Annotated in this window: 14 protein-coding genes; 1 reads left to right on the top strand and 13 read right to left on the bottom strand. The window is 42.7% G+C overall.

The genetic code is table 11. The annotated features are described in order from the left end of the window. Positions 1-6: 6 nt before the first annotated feature. A complete protein-coding gene (locus tag L3V43_RS08080) occupies positions 7-2,001 on the bottom strand; it encodes a methyl-accepting chemotaxis protein (protein ID WP_237116257.1) in 1,995 nt (664 codons plus the stop codon). A gap of 232 nt (positions 2,002-2,233) precedes the next feature. Here L3V43_RS08080 and L3V43_RS08085 point away from each other — a divergent pair, with 232 nt between their 5' ends. Further along, on the top strand, positions 2,234-2,578 hold the full coding sequence (locus L3V43_RS08085; protein WP_235367210.1) for a hypothetical protein: 345 nt from the start codon (positions 2,234-2,236) through the stop codon (positions 2,576-2,578). Between the two features lie 33 nt (positions 2,579-2,611). Here the strand turns inward: L3V43_RS08085 and asd are convergent, their stop codons facing one another. The 12 genes from asd to L3V43_RS08145 all read right to left on the bottom strand — a co-directional run bounded on the left by asd (position 2,612) and on the right by L3V43_RS08145 (position 19,297). Continuing rightward, positions 2,612-3,727, bottom strand: coding sequence for an aspartate-semialdehyde dehydrogenase (gene asd / locus L3V43_RS08090; RefSeq protein WP_235367208.1), 1,116 nt, complete (start codon positions 3,725-3,727; stop codon positions 2,612-2,614). A 443-nt stretch (positions 3,728-4,170) separates the two neighbouring features. Beyond that, entirely contained in the window at positions 4,171-6,858 is a 2,688-nt protein-coding gene (locus L3V43_RS08095) for a TonB-dependent receptor (RefSeq protein WP_237116256.1), read from the bottom strand. Between the two features lie 77 nt (positions 6,859-6,935). Beyond that, positions 6,936-8,606, bottom strand: a complete 1,671-nt coding sequence (locus L3V43_RS08100) for a hypothetical protein (protein ID WP_237116255.1) — start codon at positions 8,604-8,606, stop codon at positions 6,936-6,938. A gap of 191 nt (positions 8,607-8,797) precedes the next feature. Next, complete coding sequence (locus L3V43_RS08105; RefSeq protein WP_237116254.1) at positions 8,798-10,108, bottom strand: CDC27 family protein; 1,311 nt, start codon at positions 10,106-10,108, stop codon at positions 8,798-8,800. A gap of 21 nt (positions 10,109-10,129) precedes the next feature. Next, on the bottom strand, positions 10,130-10,735 hold the full coding sequence (locus tag L3V43_RS08110; RefSeq protein ID WP_010605501.1) for an energy transducer TonB: 606 nt from the start codon (positions 10,733-10,735) through the stop codon (positions 10,130-10,132). Between the two features lie 9 nt (positions 10,736-10,744). Beyond that, positions 10,745-11,155 carry a biopolymer transporter ExbD gene (locus L3V43_RS08115; protein ID WP_237116253.1) on the bottom strand — a complete coding sequence of 137 codons (411 nt, stop codon included), beginning with the start codon at positions 11,153-11,155 and terminating at the stop codon, positions 10,745-10,747. 22 nt (positions 11,156-11,177) lie between these two features. Then, positions 11,178-11,705 (bottom strand): MotA/TolQ/ExbB proton channel family protein, encoded by a 528-nt coding sequence (locus L3V43_RS08120; RefSeq protein ID WP_010378705.1) that lies wholly within the window; start codon positions 11,703-11,705, stop codon positions 11,178-11,180. Positions 11,706-11,707: 2 nt separating this feature from the next. Beyond that, positions 11,708-13,075, bottom strand: a complete 1,368-nt coding sequence (locus L3V43_RS08125) for a MotA/TolQ/ExbB proton channel family protein (protein ID WP_102058115.1) — start codon at positions 13,073-13,075, stop codon at positions 11,708-11,710. Positions 13,076-13,089: 14 nt separating this feature from the next. Further along, positions 13,090-13,839, bottom strand: a complete 750-nt coding sequence (locus tag L3V43_RS08130; RefSeq protein ID WP_235367204.1) for a DUF3450 domain-containing protein — start codon at positions 13,837-13,839, stop codon at positions 13,090-13,092. A gap of 249 nt (positions 13,840-14,088) precedes the next feature. Next, positions 14,089-15,978 carry a methyl-accepting chemotaxis protein gene (locus tag L3V43_RS08135; protein WP_102058117.1) on the bottom strand — a complete coding sequence of 630 codons (1,890 nt, stop codon included), beginning with the start codon at positions 15,976-15,978 and terminating at the stop codon, positions 14,089-14,091. Positions 15,979-16,175: 197 nt separating this feature from the next. Continuing rightward, positions 16,176-16,943 carry a basic secretory protein-like protein gene (locus L3V43_RS08140; RefSeq protein ID WP_102058118.1) on the bottom strand — a complete coding sequence of 256 codons (768 nt, stop codon included), beginning with the start codon at positions 16,941-16,943 and terminating at the stop codon, positions 16,176-16,178. Continuing rightward, complete coding sequence (locus L3V43_RS08145; protein WP_102058119.1) at positions 16,943-19,297, bottom strand: GH92 family glycosyl hydrolase; 2,355 nt, start codon at positions 19,295-19,297, stop codon at positions 16,943-16,945. The genes L3V43_RS08140 and L3V43_RS08145 overlap by 1 nt, the downstream gene beginning before the upstream one ends. Between the last annotated feature and the right edge of the window lie 71 nt (positions 19,298-19,368).

Raw genomic sequence — 19,368 nt, forward strand, 5'->3', positions numbered from 1 at the left:
AGGGTGCTAGCTCTTATCAATTTTAAATATATCCATTGTACGTTGTAGCGTATCGCTGTTTAGTTTCATATCTTTAAACAATTCATTTAACGCTTTCGATGTATCTAATTCATGGTTTGCAGCGTCAAGTACAGCAGCGGTATTTTGTGATATATCGGCGGCCACTTCAGACTGTTCGCAAGCTGCTGTGGCAACCGAAGTCGTGAGTTTTTCAACATGCGAACTGTGTTCGTTTACTCTGAGCGATACTTTACGCGTTTCTTCTACTTCGTTCATGGTATTTTGTGTGAGCAGTGTGTTTTCTCTGATTGATTTCACAACGCTTTGGCTTATCTCTGACAGGCTAAGTAACAGCGTGGAAATTTGCTCTGAAGATTGTTTACTGTTGTTTGCAAGTCCTCGCACTTCGTCGGCTACAACAGCAAAGCCGCGGCCATGCTCGCCTGCACGGGCTGCTTCAATTGCGGCATTGAGTGCTAGCAGGTTAGTTTGTTCGGCAACACTGCGAATTGAATCCAAGATAGTGTTTATTTCAGATACCTGTTTTTCCATACTCGCGGCCATCTCGTCGACGGCGTTCATACTCTTCGAGAGGGTTTTCATGGTGTCTAAGTTTTTTTGGTTGTCTGCAAGTAACTGCTGTGATTCGATGTTAAGTTGGTCGCTGGCATCCAGCGTATCTTGCGCGAGTTTTGCAATTTCTTGGCTGGTTGCGGCCATTTCTTCTATTGCAACCGCAATGGAAGATGCCATGCCTTGGGTTTTTTGTGCATCCTCATTGACGTTAGAGGCTGCTAAATGCATTTTTTCGCCTAGTTTCGTACCTACCTGAACGGACTTAGCTAAGCCAACCATTAGGTCTTTAAACGCATAAATCGTATTGTAAATTGACTCGGAGATTTGCCCAAGCTCATCGCGCGTGTTTAAGCGCATATCTAAAGTTAAGTCGCCCTCTTCAGCTACGCGTTTTAATATACTCGTTAATTGTGAAAGCTCCGAGCGTAACGAGCGAATCAGATGAAAGTTGACGAGCGCGATAAAGCTGAGGACGACGACAAAAAGCACAAACATTAAGATACTTTCAAATGCGATATCTGATTTGTGCTTTTGGCTATCTTTAATTGTCATTTCCCACACTGAATCGAGTTTGGTCTTGAACTTACCTATTAGACTTGTCGCCGCAGAAAACCACTCGGCACTTGAAGGTAAGCGACTAAAGTCAACTTGCCCTTGGCTTTCAAGAGTATCAAGAATTTGATTGAATGCTTTTGCATCGCTTGAAGATAAAATAGTTTGTACGTTGCTTTGGCCTGTACCTTCGAGTGCGGTTTCTAATTGATGTAATGACATCTCTAGCTGTTGGCGATAGTACTTGATATCGTCTTTGAGGGTGTTTGACATTGCTTTTTTCGCAAGCACACCATTCACTTTGCCACGGATCTGTCCAAGGCGCTCTTTACTTTGGGCAATAAGGAAAGCAATAGAAAGTTCAGAAGACAAGGTTCTATCTGATACGTAGGCTTGAATTTTTGCTGCTGTGTTTAATGAAACTTGATTAAGTTTGCTGTAGTAAGCAAAGGCATTACTGCCATTTTTCCTGTCGACCTCACCTCTTACGCGGTTCTTATTGGCTTCCACTTCAAAAATATAAGGTAACCATTTTTGCACATTTTTATCTTTAAGAAACAGTGAAGAGTGAATACTCTTAAGCGTTGATATTGTTTGGTCGGCAATTTCACGTTGCGCGTCGACCTTTCGTTTGTTATCACTACTTGGATTACCAAGGAACCCAGCCGTTAAGCCGCGCTCTACCGCATGATGATGCGCTACTTTCTCAATGGCGTCGAGCAAAACGACATAGTTGATATTTTGATCGGCCGCATTGTACTGTCTCCAGTTATTCAAAACGTTTTTGCCAACTAAAAATAGTAAAAATGCAAGCAGTGAGAAAGAACTTATCATCGTGAGCTGCATAATCGAGAATCTTTTCAAAATACCCATTCGTCTCTCCGTAGCGCGAGCGTAGATTATTGTTTAATCAAGGTAACTATAGTCCAACAAAATTAAGGTGAGATATTTTGTAACGAACATCGTGACGGATTTAACGTTTCGAGGCTGGAAGGATAGGTGAATGTTACTTGAAGTAATTTTTCTGAAAGCAAATGGTAATGAAGTGTTGCTACCTTCTTGTTGCTGATAATGGTATTGGCGTCAAAATTAAATAGAGGAATGTATGAAAGGATTTATCAAACTAATGTTAGTGAGCCTTGCGCTTATCTCTTTGAAGTCATATGCGGTTGTATTTACGTGTAAAGGTATCGTGTACGACCTTTATTCAAATGGTAATAATAGCTACGAAGTTAGGTTTAAGCGTGAGTCCGGAGTTGACCTTGAGCCTGTTATCATTTATCCAGAACAGCACTACCTTCTGGCTCCGGTTTTAGATGCCATCCGCGAAGGTGAAAAATACCGCACTGTATATCGCTTAGTCATTGAAAATAGAGATAGTGCTGATACTCGATGCCACGATGGTGAGAGTGAAAACGCCTTAATCGGTCTTACAAAAGTCATTGATTAAAAAAACAAAAGGCGCCGACGGCGCCTTTAGAAACTAACCTGTAATGATCCTTAACATTCTACGAAGTGGCTCTGCCGCCCCCCATAAAAGTTGATCACCAACAGTAAATGCACTGATATACTTTTCACCCATAGTGAGCTTTCTTATCCTGCCTATCGGAATATTCAGTGTGCCGGTAACATTAACCGGAGTTAGCTCTTTTGCGGTAATATCACGCTCATTAGGAATGACGCGCACCCATTCATTATGTGCAGCGAGAATCGCTTCTATTTCTTCGACACTTCGATTTTCACGTAACTTGATGGTGAGCGCTTGTGAATGACAGCGCATCGCGCCAATTCGTACACACAATCCGTCAATAGGAATGGGCTGCTTTGACGAGCCAAGGATTTTGTTTGCTTCTACTTGTGCTTTCCACTCTTCTTTACTTTGCCCAGACGGCATTGGAACGTCAATCCATGGAATTAAGCTGCCGGCTAACGGCACACCAAATTGATCTTGTGGTAAAGATTCATCTTTGATTTTTTCTGCCACTAGCTTATCGATTTCTAAGATGGCTGAACTTGGGTCGTTGAGTTGTGCTTTAACCGAGCTGTGGATCTCACCCATTTGAGTGATGAGTTCACGCATATTTCTTGCGCCTGCACCTGATGCCGCTTGATAGGTCATTGGGCTCACCCACTCTATTAAGTCTTGCTCGAATAAACCACCAAGCGCTAGTAGCATAAGAGAAACCGTGCAGTTACCACCAACAAAGGTTTTTACACCTTGCTCAAGACCTTGTTGGATGACATCTTTGTTGACCGGATCAAGCACAATAATACTGTCTTTTTCCATTCTCAGTGCTGAAGCTGCATCTATCCAATAGCCTTCCCAGCCCTGTTCACGCAATGAAGGATATACAGATTTGGTGTAATCTCCGCCTTGGCAAGAGATGATAATATCCATTTCGCTAAGCGATAGAATTTCGCTTGCATCTTTTAGCAGCTTTGGCTCTCCACCGCCTTTCACAACGGGGCCAAGTTGGCCCGCTTGCGAGGTAGTAAAGAAGTGTGCATCAATGACCTCAAAGTCATTTTCTTGCTGCATACGCTCCATCAGCACGGAGCCAACCATTCCACGCCAGCCGACGAGTCCTACTTTTTTCATGTTATGTGCCTTAATTCTTGATTATACGGATCATTGCGTGAGTCGTATGTCTAGATGGCTACCATAGCAAAAGAATACGCAGTGGACTAGCTAGAAATCAGGATTTTAAAAAATAAAAAACCCCGCATGGCGGGGTTTGGATACAACATGTAAAGGTTGTCCTAATTTAACGCATTTGCGTCAACAAGAACTCGGTACGAAACGAGCTATGGTTTTGTTTTTAAAGCTCTTAAATAATGTTACTAGTTAAATATGACAAGTATATTAACAAGCTAGTAACTTACTGAAGTATTTAGATATATTTTTATATATAGACCAACTATACACAAAGTTACAGAACTTAGTCTATGAAATAACGAATAACAAATAAAAAAATTTAGAAAGATTGATAAAGATCAAAAAAGCCAAGGCGGGCCTTGGCTTTGGTTTAGCTTAGTTGTTCCTTAGAACTCGTAGCTGTAGCTCAGGCTAACTGAGGTGCCAACATCTTTTTGTCTTACTACCACGTCAGATTGAGTTACTTCTTGATCTTCATTTAGCAAGTTCTTGACTTTAAATTTAACTTTAGAGTTAAAGTCTGGATACCAAGTATATACTAGGTCAAGCGAATGAAATGGTTGCTCATAAGCATCATCTCTACCACCAATCCCAGAAGCCAAAATACGCTCTCCAAAGACGTTATACACTAATGAACCACTGTGTTGACCATCAGCCGAATCATAGTTTAATTGCATATTAACTACGTACTCTGAGTGACCCGTCATACGCTTTGTTGGATTGGTTAAGTTACCTGCACGAGCAGGATCTATCGATACTTCAGAATCACTTAAGGTGATGTTACCTGACGTAAAGAAGCCGCTCGCAAGACTCGATAAGTCATATAACCACTCGGCTTCGATACCGTATACTTCGCCTTCCTCACCATTTACGAAGGTTGCTGTATAGTCTTCATCACCAACCCGTAAGATGGTTTCTATTGGTGCCGTGATGTCTTTATAGAATGCCGCAACTGAGAAGTTGTCGCCATTATCCATATAGTACTCAAAGCGCGCGTCATAGTTTTTCAGGTCGCTACTCTTTAGGCCAGCTACACCGAAGGTGCGGATATCGGTTAGTGGATCATAGTAGGCAACCGGTACTAACTCGCGTAAGTCAGGGCGTACTGTGGTTTCACCATAACCAAAACGTACTTGATAGTTACCGTCTGAAAGATACGTTAGCGATAGTGCGTTAAAGAAGTTATCTTCGTTAACTGTACCGGCTAAAATACGCTCTTCATCGTAAATCGTTTCCATCGTTATGCGGTCGAAGATCAGACTCGATGTTGCAAGTGACACTTGTTTAAAGTCTTCGTAACGAATACCACCACTAATACGCCAGGTATTGTCGAAGAAGATATCAAACTCACCATAGCCCGCATCAATCTTTTGAGCCGCGATATAATCGTCTGCCGCTGGTGCCTGAGGTTCGTTGAAGGTCAACAAGAAAGTGTTGTTGTTCAAAAACTCATCGTCAAGATAACCCGATAATCCATAGATCTCAGACTCATCAAAGTTTACTGGGATGGATATACCACTTTTGTTGTTTACAACGAAGTTACTGGTATTGTAAACACGCGCTCTGTCCATAAAGTCATAACCACCTTTAAGGGTAATTTCTATACCCTCGAAGGTTAACGGTAAGGTGACATTGCCGCTGTAAGACTTTACGTTGTCTTCCATGTCGGTAAAGGCGTACGTTATACGGTTATCATCACCGGTTACGATGGAGTTTTTATAAGAACCGTCTTCGTTATAGTTATCAATAAACTTAAAGTCGATTTCTGTTGGAATATCGGTTTGCGCTTTTGACTCTGTATACTGCCAGTCAAAGCCTACCCCCCAGTAATCGAGGAACGTGTGTTGACCAATCACTTGGTCGATATCCAACGTGCGTTCTTCGTAATCAAACTGATGTGAACGCTGTGCCGCGCCCGTTCCCGCAATTGTTCTAACGGTACTGCCGTTAGGGCTTTGTAACACGGAAAACTCTGATTCGGTTTCGTTATCTTCTAGATAAATCTTAGAATAAGTAATGCTATGCTGATCTAAGCGGTAACCGATATTGAATACACCATTTAGGCGTTCAGTTTCAGTCGTTACTTTAGATTCTTTAAGTGTCACATAACAGGAATTGGCTGTGTCTTCTGCGGTTTCTAGTTTTGAAGTACAGTTTTCAGCTAATGTGTCGTCAATAACACCTGTTGTGCGGTCGCTATAATTCCAATCGTTGTCATAGGAACCCGCAAGCATAAAGCCTACCGTGCCGCCTAACCAATCTTCTTGGAAACTATTGCCAATGTTGGCTTTTACATCAAAGTTTGGATCTAGGGACTCTTCTTTGACTTGAATATCGCGAGGAAGTGATGACACAAAACCTTTGATCACGTCAATTGCTTGATCCGCACGTGTTAGCCCGTCTTTATCTTTGAAACCGTTTTTGTCTACAACTTCGCCGATGTCAAAGTTACCACGATATCTTACAACTGCATCTTGTAGTACTTGAGGTATACCTTCCGTGGTACCGCTGTAGGTAAAGCCTTTATCAGAATTAAAGTTTTGGCCAATACCTACCTCAATACCTGCGGTGAACTCCGATGGTACAGACTTAGTACGGATATCGATGTTACCACCACCGAATGCAGCAGGCATTGATGGAGAATAAGCTTTTTGTACCGCTAGACTTTCAATAATGCTTGCTGGAAAAATATCGAGTGGAATAACGTTTCGGGTTAAGTCCGGGCTCGGTACTGCGGCACCATTCAGGCGAGCACTTGAGTAACGCTCACCTAGGCCACGAACATAGATAAACTTGCCGTCAACTAACGTGAGACCGGTAACACGACGTAGCGCGGATGCTGCATCACTATCACCTGTTCTAGATAGCTGCTCTGCGCCTAAGATATCCGCAACGAAGGCTTGGTTTTTACGTTCTTCAATTACCGCCGCAGCACTACCTTGCAAACGAGTACCTACCGCAACAACTTCTTCGATTGCCTGTTCTTCTTCTGCAACGCTTGGTAGAGAAGTTGCGACTGAGAGTGCCGTACTGATGGCTAAAGCAACTTTTTTAAATTTCATTTGAGTATCCATATGCAATCCTGCCAAAAATCATAAAAAAGGCGCAATGACTGCGCCTTAATTGTAATAACTAAGGTCATTACGGATAATTAGTCAGCGTTTGAAGCCTCAATTGCTTTCTTAACCCACTGATACCATTCAGAAGATGTATCTTTATCAGATACCGCACCAATGTAATCAACGGTCGTGAAGAAGTTGTCATTTAGGCTGCTTAGGTCGTTTGCTTCAACAGTGATAGCGGTAGAGCTTGAATTTGTTGAGAAGCCGTCAGCTGCAATTACGTCAGCTGCACCGTTTAGAATTTGGTTAGAGCCTGCGTTAACAAACCAGTCTTCTTTACCTTCACCTGCAGGTAATGGGTCAGAACCATTTTTAAAGTTTGCAGCACAAGCAAGTACAGAGCTTACATAGTTAAGCGTATCAGCTTCAGCGTTTGCAGCAGCCTTATCATCTTTAAATTCTAAACATTCAGTGCCATTCGCAGCTGATGATTTAACTACTAATGCGTTGTAATACATACCACGGATTGCATCGTCAAACTTCATACCTTGTGATTCGTCATCATCACGAATTGAGTTACCATCAGTCGTTAACACAGTTACGTTTGCAAAATTAAGCGTAGATGCTGGTGCTTGGCTGTAATCAGGGCCTGCTGCTTTTTCACCATCGGTTTCAAAACCATTGTTACCCATGAAGCCTTCTGTGCCCGCAGGAATTAGTACCGCGTCGCCGTTGTCATCAGCATAAGTAACGTCACGCTTAGTTTGAATTGTACCGTGCTTAACAAGGATAAACTGGCCTTTACCTTGCCATCCTGCATCAACGTCAACAGCATCATCTTGAGTATCCGTTACTACGATATTTTTGATGTTTGCAGCACCACCGAAGAATTCGATACCATCGTCAAAACCTTGGTGAATGTGAAGGAATTCGAAGCTTGAACCAGAACCCACAGCATTCAGTGTTAGTGAATTTAAGTCGTCCCCAGGGCCGCCATCACGAGGACCAGAACCTGCATACCAAATGTGCGCATATTTGATTTGACCGCTGCTATCTGCGTTGTTTTTACCGCCATAGTAGCTTGTTACACCTTCAGAATCTGCATTACATAGGTCGCCATCACGCTCTGCATCGGTACATTCGTTTGTGATACCAAAACCGTTAACCATGATACCACCCCAGTCAGCAAACTGTGGACCGATACCTGCTAGGTTAAATGCGTCAAATTCTGCTGCTGAAGTGAAACGAATTGGCTCGGCTGCAGTACCAACTGCGTTGATCTTCGCGCCACGCGCGATACGAACCACTGACTCACCAGAAGTGAATGCCATTACAGCACCTGGCTCTACAGTTAGTGTTGGACCGCTCGCCTCGATTGTACAACCTGTTGATGTGTTACAATCTTTACCGATTAAAAGTGCACCTTTGAATACGTGAGCGCCGCCATTCTCAAGCTTTTTGAATGTAACATCACCTTGTACTTCTAGCGATTTAGAAGCAAAGTCAGTGCCGTATACACAGTGTGGTGCTTGGAACGTACCTTGAACTTCAGTGCTTCCTACAGCGCGAGTTGTACAAGGGTTAGTTGTGCCAGTATCGCCACCTGTATCACCGCCTGAATCGCCATTGTTTGTTGTATTGTTTGAATTGTTAGTGCTGTTATCGTTTACAGTAGGTGTAACTTCGATGTCACCACCACAACCAGTAAGTGCCATAGCAGCGACGATTGCAGAGACTCTGAAGAGGTTTTTTAGTTCCATTGCTAACTCCAATAGTAGACTTTTAAAAAATTATTTTTTTACTGTGTTTAAATGATGTGACTAAATTAATGGGGTTTTATTACACGAAGATTACACAAAATGATTGTAATTAAATCTTCATAATAAAAATTGGAACTTTTAAAAATAAAAAAACCGCCCGAAGGCGGCTTTGGTGTTGCGATTATAAAATATTATAATAAAGCTTGTTTTAATGTTTCAGCATGAACTTTTTCCCGCTTCACATATTTAATCCATTGCTTAGCGAGGTTTGCTGATTTTTTGTGCTTTTCAGCTTGTTCGAAGGCCAATATAGAAGCATCAAAGTTTTGCAGGTTAAACTGTGCCATTCCAAGTGCGACATAGGCGTTAGACTCAAACGTTAAATCGCCTTTATTGAGAGCAAGTCGGGCGTGATCTGCGGCTTCATCATATTGTTCAAGATTTAAGTAGATCTCTGCAAGTCTCTGATCTAAATTGCCATGTTCAACTTTTTCGGTTGCTGCTAGGAAGAAAGGTAGTGACTTTTTATCTTCTCTTGCTTGAACGAACGCTTCTGCGATAAAAGTTAGGTTTTTGGCGCTGTCTTCAACGACACCTGCTTTTATTCCGTTATCGAGTGCTTCAGCTGCTTTAAAAGGCAAGGCGTTCATTAAATAGACTTGAGCAAGTTGCATATAATCAGATTTCGATTTTATAAAGCCCCTTTGCTTCGCAGTTTCAAATGTTGCAAGCTGTTTTTTCTCGGCTCCTATTTCACCGTACATACCGCCAAGCTGGATCCAGTATTGTGGTTTGTCATAAAGGGTAACCATTTTCTCTAAAACATCCGCCACTTTTTTCGGCTGATTTAATGAGTAATATATCGCTCGTTGAAGAACTAACCAGTTTTCTTTTGGTAGTTCACCTTCGGATTCAACTAAATTAATCGCAGTATTTATATTGCTTATCGCATCATTATATTTTTTTAGTTGATATTGCGCTTGCGCTTTTAAAATATAAAAGTTGCTTTTTGGGGCCTGGGTATTAGCTTCTTTCCACTGATCAAGGAATGATAATGTACTTTCAAAATCATTGTTTGCCATGGCCAATTGAGCCAAGCTAAATGTCGTAGAAAGACGCAGGGACTCAGGAATAGATTCTTCCGCAATAACTGCTTTGAAAGATTCGATGGCCTTGTCGAGCTTGTTTTCGTTGTAATAAATAAAGCCATAGAAGTTATACATCATTGCCACTTCGTAGCTATTCATACTCGAAACGCGTTCTTTCACCGAATCTAATGCGGCGAGGCCTTCTGCAACTTGCCCGTCGTCTGCAAGTTTTTGCGCGCGGGCCAGTTGACTATACACTTTTTCGCGTAGCGCGGGCACACGCTTGGTTTTAGTTTCTGAGTCAGCATAAGCCGTTGCCAAATTAACATTTGGTATGACTGAAATGAGACTCGGCGCCATTAAACCTGTGCTAAATAACGCACTTACTAACGTAATTTTTTTAAACATTTTCATAATCGCAATCCTTAATGGCAGTTAGCCATTAATTTGAAATGAAATCTTATTTTGAACACCCGCAACTTCAACCGGTTCACCGTTTACTACGCGAGGTTTGTATTTAAATTTCAATGCCGCATCAAGCGCTGCTTGGTCAAAGATTGATTCCGGTTCGGCGCTTACTACAACAGGGTTTCTCACAGTGCCTTGTTTAGTTACAATGAACTCAACAATCACATACCCCTCAATTCCGCGTGATAAAGCACGTCTTGGATATACCGGCGCAACTTTAACGATTGGCAGATATTCACCATCACTGGACTCAAGTGCTAAACCACTCGCCAAATCTACGTCAGCGTCCACATTGGCACTGAAATCAAAGTTGCCGCCTGTTGCGTCAAGATTATTGTTCTGGGTTTGTGGTGCATCCATTGGTGGAGGCGGCTCTTTAGGTGTTGGTGGCTTTTGTGGCTTACGCTCTTTTTTCTCCACCGTCTCTTCTTTTTTAAGACGGACGAAATCTAGTACTTGTCCTTTTACAGGATCTGTCATTGCTCCTTCCCCTCCTTGGATAAGCGCTTGCATACCCAAGAAAAGGAAAAAGGTAACTATGCCTGCAATTACTAAAGCAATTAAGTAACGCATGGTATGTTCCTATGACTCCTGTGCTGCAATCGAAACATCAAATGCGCCAGCTGCGCGTGATGCATCCATTACTTTAATTAGCGTGTCAGTAGTTGCCTTTTTATCAGCCTGAATAACCACACTACCCTGCGGATTCTCCGCTTTAAGACGCTCAATATTTGCTTGAACTGCACGGATGTCTACTTGGCGTTTGTTAATCCAAATTTCACCAGTATCTGAAATTGCAACCAGGATACTGGCTCTTTGCTTTTTAACTGCAGTGGCCGCTTCTGGGCGGTTAACATCAATACCCGCTTCTTTAACGAAAGAGGCCGTTACAATAAAGAAGATAAGCATGATAAATACAACGTCCAGCATTGGCGTCATGTTGATTTCTTCTGCTTCTTCTTCTTGGAATACTTTTGCAAGTGGTGCTCTCATAATTCTTTCCTCACACGACCGCTTAATGGTCTAGTAGCATTTTATCTTCTAACAACTCAACTTCACGCTTGGCTTTACGCTGAAGGTAGGTCGATGCAAATACACCCGAAAGCGCGCCAACCATGCCTGCCATTGTCGGGATAGTTGCTTTTGATACCCCAGATGCCATAGAGCGTGCACTGCCTGATCCGGTGATCGCCATTACATCAAATACTTCAATCATGCCAGTTACCGTGCCTAGGAGTCCTAGTAAAGGACACAGTGCCACCATGACATTGATATATGGTAAGTTGGCGTTGAGTTTGATCCCCACGCGAGAGATAGTTGCTTGTCTTATCTGCTCTGCGTTCCAACTGTTACGCTCATTTCGCGAATTCCAAGCTTGTAGGACTTCGTTTTTGTAGCCTCTGTATTTACCGAACACAAACATGAAGCGCTCGAGAATAAGTAGCCACATGGCGAAGGTTACGAAGCCGATGACCAGGAGAACCTGGCCACCTGTATCAAGGAATTCACGTAAAGCGTTAATTGCATCAAGCAATAAAACCACGATTACGCTCCTTTCTCGCTACGCTCAGCAATGATCCCCGCGCTCTGCTCTTGAAGAATAAGCAGCAAGTTACGAGAACGTGTGTTTAGTAGTGTGTAAAGGAATACGGTTGGGATAGCGACAACCAGACCAAGTACGGTGGTTACGAGGGCCTGAGAAATACCACCAGCCATGAGTTTAGGGTCGCCCGTACCAAACAAGGTGATTGCTTGGAAGGTGTTGATCATACCGGTCACTGTACCGAGTAGACCAAGTAGAGGTGCTACGACTGAAATAATTTTGATTAAAGTCAGGTTACGAGTGATCTTTGGCATCTCACGAAGGATTGCTTCGCTTAGTTTGAGCTCTAGCGTGTCATAAGCCACATCTGGATATTGCTCTTTCACTTTCATCACACGACCTAATGGGTTGTCGTCACGGGCAACACTATCTTTAAGCTGACGGTTGATTTTAGAACCCATCAACATGAGTGATACAAAACGCTCAATTGCAATAAGTAGTGCCAGTAAACCAACACCTAGGATCACATAACCTACCGCGCCACCTTGGTGTACTTGTTCTTCGGTATTTGGCGCTTGTACTAGTAGACCGAGAATTGAGCCGCCTGTTGGGTCAAGGGCAAAATCGACAGAACCGGTCTTCGCATTTTGTAATTCACCCGCTGTTGAGGTGAAACGAGACGCTGGCTGACGAGTCAGTTCAGAAAGCGTTTGTGTATCATTGTTGTAAGTCAGGTATTTACCATCAGCGATTAAGTTAAACGCACCGACGCGAAGCACTTCTTTGTTTTGCTTGGTACCACCGGCTACGATAACTTCGGTATTAAAGCGCGACACTTTACCTTGTTCCGTCATTTCACGTTGCATCTCAAACCAGACTTTTTCAATGTCTTCGATTGATGCTAGACGCGATGTTGAGCCCATCTTTTTCGCAAGCTCAGTCATGTAATCATCACGACCTTTAATTTCAGCTGATACAACTGAAGTTGCGAACTTATTTGAACTATCGCCAGCTACTTGTTGAAGCACACCGAATAGCTCTTTTAATGTACCCATACGCTTGCTAAGCGTGTCACTTAGGTTGGCCAGTTTTATTTCGTTTTCTTCGAAATTGGTTTCTAGACGCTCTGATTTAGCCAACGCTTGGTTACGTTCACCCGTTAACGCATTCAACATTTGGATTTGGTTGTTTTGCTGCGCTTTGAACTCGGCTTCACGTTGTTTGTTTTGGGCTGTTTGTGCCGTTTGCCCTTGCTCTAAGGTTTTTAGTAGTGAATCTAAATCTAATGCTTGTTCAGCATGCGCAGATGCGGTTAACGCAAGTGTTGTTGCGAAAATAGCGTGTTTAGTGAATTTTTGTACGAATTTCATAGTGGTCTCACCTATTACTCTGCGGCTTGAACTGGAAGCGTTAACATGTCAGGTGCTAACTGCTTACGTGCGATGCGAATGCCTTTATTGATTTGGCTGATGTTGGTATCTGGTAATGCGTTAAAAGCATTACTGTCTTTGTTCCAAAAACCAGCTTGGCTGCCATCTTTTGTGACATAAAGCAGCTCAAGACGACCAATTCGTAGGAAATCTACTTCACGTTCTTGTCCATTCACGTCAAGTAATGAGGTGTAAGCTTCGATAGTACGTCCGTAGTCAACTTCGACTTGGTAAGCCTCAAGTACGCGGCGGAACTTTTCGCTTGATGAAATATCAGCACGCTCCATCAAGTTAGTTAACTGAGTAATACGCTCAGCACGCTCTTTAGGAAGGAAAGGCACATCTAATTCAACAAACTGTTTCAGACCTGTGATCATGCGCATCATGAGAGGTGTGATTTGACGCTCGATCACCGAAACCTGATCCATAGAGGTGTTAATGGCTGCCATTTCTTCAAGTTGGTTTTTGATTTGTTTTTCTAATTGAGCGTTGTAAACAGATAGGCCGTCGATTTCTTTGTTCAACGTCTTGAACTTTTGCAAACGAGACTGCATATCGTCTGCAATACCATCGATTTTCCCTTGAGACTTTAATGCAGATTCATTGATAGCTGCACTTTTGTCCATCGCTTGATTTAATTCTGTTGCTCCGGCAGAGGCCGTTGCTAGCATACCTGCTATAAGCAAGTGGTTAACGCACTTCATCGCATACACCTTATAAATTATTGCTAGTTGCTAAAAAACTGGGTGCAGTCTAATTACGAAAAATGACAACCATGTTGCGCAACTAATACACAAATGTGACAGCTGTCATTGAAATTACATTAATCAATTAACTTATTGTTTTTAAGGAAATTTTGTTGGTTAATGAGATGTTGCAGGTGTTTTGTGTCATAAAAGGATCACAAAAAAGCCGCTTTTGTTAAGCGGCTTTTAAGCTCTAGTGAGATGGCGTTAGACTCTAAACTTGAGCACCATTTGTTCTAATTCGTCGAACTGTAGTTTCAATGACTTACACTCTTCAAGGGTTGCGGTTAGGTTATTGCTGCCTTGCAGGCTGAGGTCACTAATATGATGAATGTCGCTATCTAATGTTTGGATAACGGTGTTTTGCTGGTGGGTGGCGCTGGCAACTGCATGGTTAACGCCGTCTATGGCATCAATCGAATTGCTCACTTCTTGCATTTTAGTACCTGAAGCATTGGCTCTATCGGCGCTTCTTGCTGAGTCTTCTAAACTCGCTTTCATTACGGCCACAGCTGAAGCAGAACCTTGTTGTAGTTGTGCAATAGTGCTTTCGATTTCTTGCGTTGACTCTTGCGTGCGCTGTGCTAATTGCCTTACTTCATCGGCAACGACGGCGAATCCACGTCCGGCCTCACCTGCCCTAGCCGCTTCGATGGCAGCATTTAACGCCAGTAAATTGGTCTGCTCGCTAACACCTTTGATCACTTCAAGCACTTGCCCTATGCTGCCTGAGAGTTTATCCAATCCATCCAGCGTGTCTTGTGCCTGAGACATTTTTTGTGTCAGTGAAGCAATTTCTTCGATATTTTGAGTGAGTGAATGTTGGCTTTCAACAGAAAGCTTGTTGGCGTTACTGGCAAGTTCTGAAGCATGGGTTGCATTGTTTGAGATCTCTTGTGCACTTGAAGAAAGCTCGTTGATCGCTGTCGCGACGCTATCGGTGCGCTTTGACTGATCTGTATACATAGATAAGGTATCTTGCGTTTGCGCAACCAAACTATTTACGACGTTTTCAAGTGTTACTGTAGTATTTTTTACCTGCGTAATAGAAGCATGAATTTTATCGATAAATTGGTTGAAATAATCGGATAACTCGCCAAATTCATCTTGATTTTCTACGATTAACCTACGAGTAAGGTCACCTTCACCTTGGGCGATGTCTTTGATGGCTGCATTGAGATTATACATCGGGCGCATCAGATACTTGAGCAATAGTTGTAGCATCACCACAATCGCAATCACGCCAAGTAGCATATAGATAGCCGCCATATTTCTAAAAGAAGATACGGACGAATAGGCAATTTCTTTATTAATGACAACGCCAAGATACCAGTCGACATTTTTAATGCCTTTCATTTTTACAAATGAAACGAGCTTTTCTGTGCCATCAATTTCAAGCTCCGTGAAATCCCGATTTAATGACAGGCGTTTACCAAACAGCTCTGACATCGGCTTGTCATTCAGTTTAGTATCTGGATGACTGAGTATTTTACCGCTTTCATCAAGTAAGAAACCGTAACCAAACCCTAAGAAGTCAATTTCATTGATAATTTCTGTGATGGTTGACATGTCGATGTCCCCCCCTGCCACACCTGCGAAACGGCCTCCTTGTTTTACAGGTACAACGGCTGAGATAGTGAATTCGTTGGTGGTAACGTCGATATAAGGTGCGGTAAATGCGGTATCTTGTTTTTGCTCAGCGAGCTTGTACCAAGGGCGGCTAGTCGCATCAAAATCAGCAGGAAGTTGGATACTTGGATCGTCCAACACAAATGTTCCATCTGGCGTGCCAATAAAAACGTTTTTGAAATCCCCCGCAGTGTCTGCGGTTTTTAACCGTCTTCTTATCTGTTCAGTGGAGTCATCAGCTCTATGACCATCAGCAATCGAGACCACGATTTCAAGTCTGTCATTGAGCCAATTGGCGATATTCTGTGAAACCGAGCTTGAAATCTCTTGTAAAACCAAGGTAAGTCGAGCTTGAGTTTGGTCTCGCATAACAAGAAAGTTGTTTACGGTAAATAAGCCGAGCACAATTACTAACACAAGGGAGGCTGCTACGGTTACTTTGGTGGTGAACTTTAGCGCTTTAAACATCATGATCCTGTTGAAATTGTTCTTTTCTTCAGCCAAACAATACACTTGTTGGCCGATTATTATTAATAGATTTAGGAATTGGATTCCTTTGTAACTATTTTTATCAAAAACTCAAAGGTTTGTCTTTGATTATCGGCAGGAAATGAGAGAGGTTTAGAGTGAATGTTAAATAAAGGTGAGACTTCGCTCACCTTGCGTTACAGTAACGACGCTTGATAATGTCGCCAAGCAGTATCTAATTTAACACCTGCTGATTGCTCAAAGTATTGCCAGTCCCACTTTATGTCGTCATGTGGGTCCAATTGAGCATTGATCTCCTGAAGTAGGTCTCGGTTACTTTGCTTCGATAACCAATCGATAAAGAATGCTGTATTTTTATAGCCGTCTTTATAGTTGCCACCAGGCTTTTGGGTATCATCAGGAATATACCCAGCTTTTAGTCTAACAACATCTGCTATTCCCTCAATGATTGGCCCTATTTCCTTGTAGTTATGATCATCTAGCTGATAAGCATGGGCAATTTCATGATAGAGAATACCGATAAGTTCGTCGACTGATTCTGTTTCACTGTGCGATGTAGAAAAGTTTTCCATGTAGTTTGCGCTGATATGGATTGTTGCGCCGTTAAAATCGCCCTCTTTATATGCAACCCCTTTTAGGTCTTCAAAGACGATATGGAGGGTTGGTAGCTTAGGCGCGCTAGTCATATCTTTATAAAGTAATCTAGCCACGTTATAACTTATTTGCTCTATTACTTTGTTATCAATTTCTTGCCATGCGAAATGGTTAATTTTAGTCGTTTTGCTGAGCGAGACGGCTGGTAGAGGAAATTGACGCCATGCTAAGTCTGACTGAAACGCGATCGGTTTTAATCGCGCTGCGGCATTATCGATGTCATTTGCAAGTGCGAACGGCGCACTTGCAAATGTGGTCATAGCCGCAAGAAATATTCCTGCTTTAACCATTACTTATACTCCGACAATGAAGGCGGTCTCTGCGTCTTGGATTGACCCCATGCTTTATTCGGCTTGCTAGACATTTGATACTCCAATGTACCACCATTCATAATGTCGTTATGTGTGATGTAGCTGCGCTTAAGCGGTTTTCCATTTAATTTAATGGACTTGATATATTTGTTTTTGTCACTGAAACCTTTCGCAACGGTTCTAAATGCTTTGCCGTTTGCAAGTTTCAAGGTAACTTCTGGCACTTGAGGCGCACCAATCGCGTAGCTTAGGTCGCCTGGCGCAACAGGATAAAAGCCCATCGCTGAAAATATATACCAAGCAGACATCTGACCTACATCGTCATTTCCTGCAAGGCCATCCGGTTTGTCTGAGCTCAAGGTATCCATGATCTGACGAATACGCTCTTGGGTTCTCCACGGTTTACCCGCGTAGTTATATAGATAGGCAATATGATGGCTAGGCTCATTACCATGGGCATAGTTACCAATCAGGCCTGCAATATCTTCGTGCTCTTTGATCATCTCTTCAGAAAGGTGGGTATCAAACAGTGCATCTAGACGCGCTTCAAATGCATCATCACCACCCATTAATTCAATCAGGCCAGCTACATCATGCGGTACATAGAAGCTATATTGCTTCGCGTTACCTTCGGTGTATGGGCCCATGTATTTTGCTTCAAAAGGGTCAAATTCGGGATCCCAGTTTCCTTTTGAATCTAACCCTTGCATGTAACCGGTTTCTTTATTGAACACATTTTTATAGCTCATCGCACGTTGGTAATAGTCTTTCGCTTTACTGGTATTGCCCATCGCTTCATACATTTTTGCGATGGCAAAATCATCGTAAGCATATTCAAGAGTGATAGAAATAGACTCAGGAAGTACGTCCATTGGTACATAGCCAAATTTCTTGTATTCAGGGATGGCATCGTACACTGGGTTGTTAGCCGTGTTTTCAATTGCTTCTACTGCTAAATCAATATCGTAATCTCTGATCCCTTTTAGATATGCATCAGCAATGACTGAAACCGCATGATAACCAATCATGGTCCATGTCTCGTGGGCATGGAACGACCAAATAGGTAACATTTTTTCATAGCTTTGCTGATAATGTACTAGCATCGATTGGATCATGCCGGATACGCGGTCTGGGTCGATATAAGTGAGCAATGGATGTAATGCACGATAGGTATCCCACAACGAGAATAAGGTATAGTGCTCGAAACCTTTGCCGTCATGAATTTCACCGTCAACGCCTCGATACTGTCCATTTACATCTTGGTAGATATTAGGCGCTTGTAGCGCATGGTAAAGCGCAGTGTAAAACTGACGTTTTTGCGCTTTGGTGCCTTCCACGTCGACTTTATCTAAATAATTTGCCCACTGAGACTTGGCATTTTCGCGAACGTTATCAAAATCCCAACTTGGTACTTCAGTTTTAAGATTCTCTAATGCGTTTTTGCGGCTAACTGCAGAAAGTCCGACTTTCACCAACAGTGGCGTTTCGTCTAAATTATCAAAGCTTGCAACAAACTTAACGGCTTTACCTGCTGTCATTTTTACTGCGGTATTCTCAATCGTAGAGTGTTTGCTGTCTTTTCCTAAGCAATTCATACAACGATAACGGTTGTTGTCTAGATTATAAAACTGATAGTCAGCGATAGGTTTTGAGAACTCGATGGCAAAATACATTTGGCGGTTACGCGCCCAGCCATTAGTTGCGCGGTAAGCAACCAATGTGGTGTCGTTTATTTTGCGGATGTCGCTCCAAATCACTTTATTCTCAAAGTTATAGATTGCTGAGGTCAAATCAAGCAATACATGACCCTGTTTTGCTTTGTTGAAGCTGTATTTATGCATACCCACTCGCGTGGTTGCAGTGACTTCGGCTTTCACACCATAGTCGAGTAAGTCAACACCGTAATAGCCAGGTTCAGACCATTCTTGGTCGTGAGAAAAGCGTGAGCGATACCCTATGTCTGGATTTTCAGCGGTACCAGCATCGAGTTTTACTTCGCCTGTCATTGGCATGATCAGCAGGTCGCCAAGATCTGAGTGACCAGTACCAGAGAAATGCGTGTGGGAGAAACCAACAATAGTATGGTCGTCATAGTGATAACCAGCGCAGCGCTTGTAGATTTCTGGTTGAGGGGAAACACCGCGCATGGGGTTATCTGTATCTGGGCTTAATTGCACCATACCAAATGGCACGACTGCGCCTGGGAAGGTGTGGCCATCACCGCCAGTACCAATGAAGGTATCGACCCACTGAGTATTTGATTCAGTGGCGTGAACTGTTGCGCATAACAACACACTTTGTGTGATTGCCAACGCCCAAGTTTTAGCTCGCATTACTCTCTCCTAGTTTTTGTTTTGAATTGGAGCGTTCCAATTTTGTTTTATAATACCCTTTATGAATACGT

The organism is Pseudoalteromonas sp. L23 (assembly GCF_021728455.1).
Lineage (GTDB): Bacteria > Pseudomonadota > Gammaproteobacteria > Enterobacterales > Alteromonadaceae > Pseudoalteromonas.

Excerpts from the sequence above, each read along its gene's own strand:
- L3V43_RS08080 (WP_237116257.1), bottom strand. The coding sequence starts at position 2,001 with ATGGGTATTTTGAAAAGATTCTCGATTATGCAGCTCACGATGATAAGT.
- L3V43_RS08085 (WP_235367210.1), top strand. The coding sequence starts at position 2,234 with ATGAAAGGATTTATCAAACTAATGTTAGTGAGCCTTGCGCTTATCTCT.
- asd (WP_235367208.1), bottom strand. The coding sequence starts at position 3,727 with ATGAAAAAAGTAGGACTCGTCGGCTGGCGTGGAATGGTTGGCTCCGTG.
- L3V43_RS08095 (WP_237116256.1), bottom strand. The coding sequence starts at position 6,858 with ATGGATACTCAAATGAAATTTAAAAAAGTTGCTTTAGCCATCAGTACG.
- L3V43_RS08100 (WP_237116255.1), bottom strand. The coding sequence starts at position 8,606 with ATGGAACTAAAAAACCTCTTCAGAGTCTCTGCAATCGTCGCTGCTATG.
- L3V43_RS08105 (WP_237116254.1), bottom strand. The coding sequence starts at position 10,108 with ATGAAAATGTTTAAAAAAATTACGTTAGTAAGTGCGTTATTTAGCACA.
- L3V43_RS08110 (WP_010605501.1), bottom strand. The coding sequence starts at position 10,735 with ATGCGTTACTTAATTGCTTTAGTAATTGCAGGCATAGTTACCTTTTTC.
- L3V43_RS08115 (WP_237116253.1), bottom strand. The coding sequence starts at position 11,155 with ATGAGAGCACCACTTGCAAAAGTATTCCAAGAAGAAGAAGCAGAAGAA.
- L3V43_RS08125 (WP_102058115.1), bottom strand. The coding sequence starts at position 13,075 with ATGAAATTCGTACAAAAATTCACTAAACACGCTATTTTCGCAACAACA.
- L3V43_RS08130 (WP_235367204.1), bottom strand. The coding sequence starts at position 13,839 with ATGAAGTGCGTTAACCACTTGCTTATAGCAGGTATGCTAGCAACGGCC.
- L3V43_RS08135 (WP_102058117.1), bottom strand. The coding sequence starts at position 15,978 with ATGTTTAAAGCGCTAAAGTTCACCACCAAAGTAACCGTAGCAGCCTCC.
- L3V43_RS08140 (WP_102058118.1), bottom strand. The coding sequence starts at position 16,943 with ATGGTTAAAGCAGGAATATTTCTTGCGGCTATGACCACATTTGCAAGT.
- L3V43_RS08145 (WP_102058119.1), bottom strand. The coding sequence starts at position 19,297 with ATGCGAGCTAAAACTTGGGCGTTGGCAATCACACAAAGTGTGTTGTTA.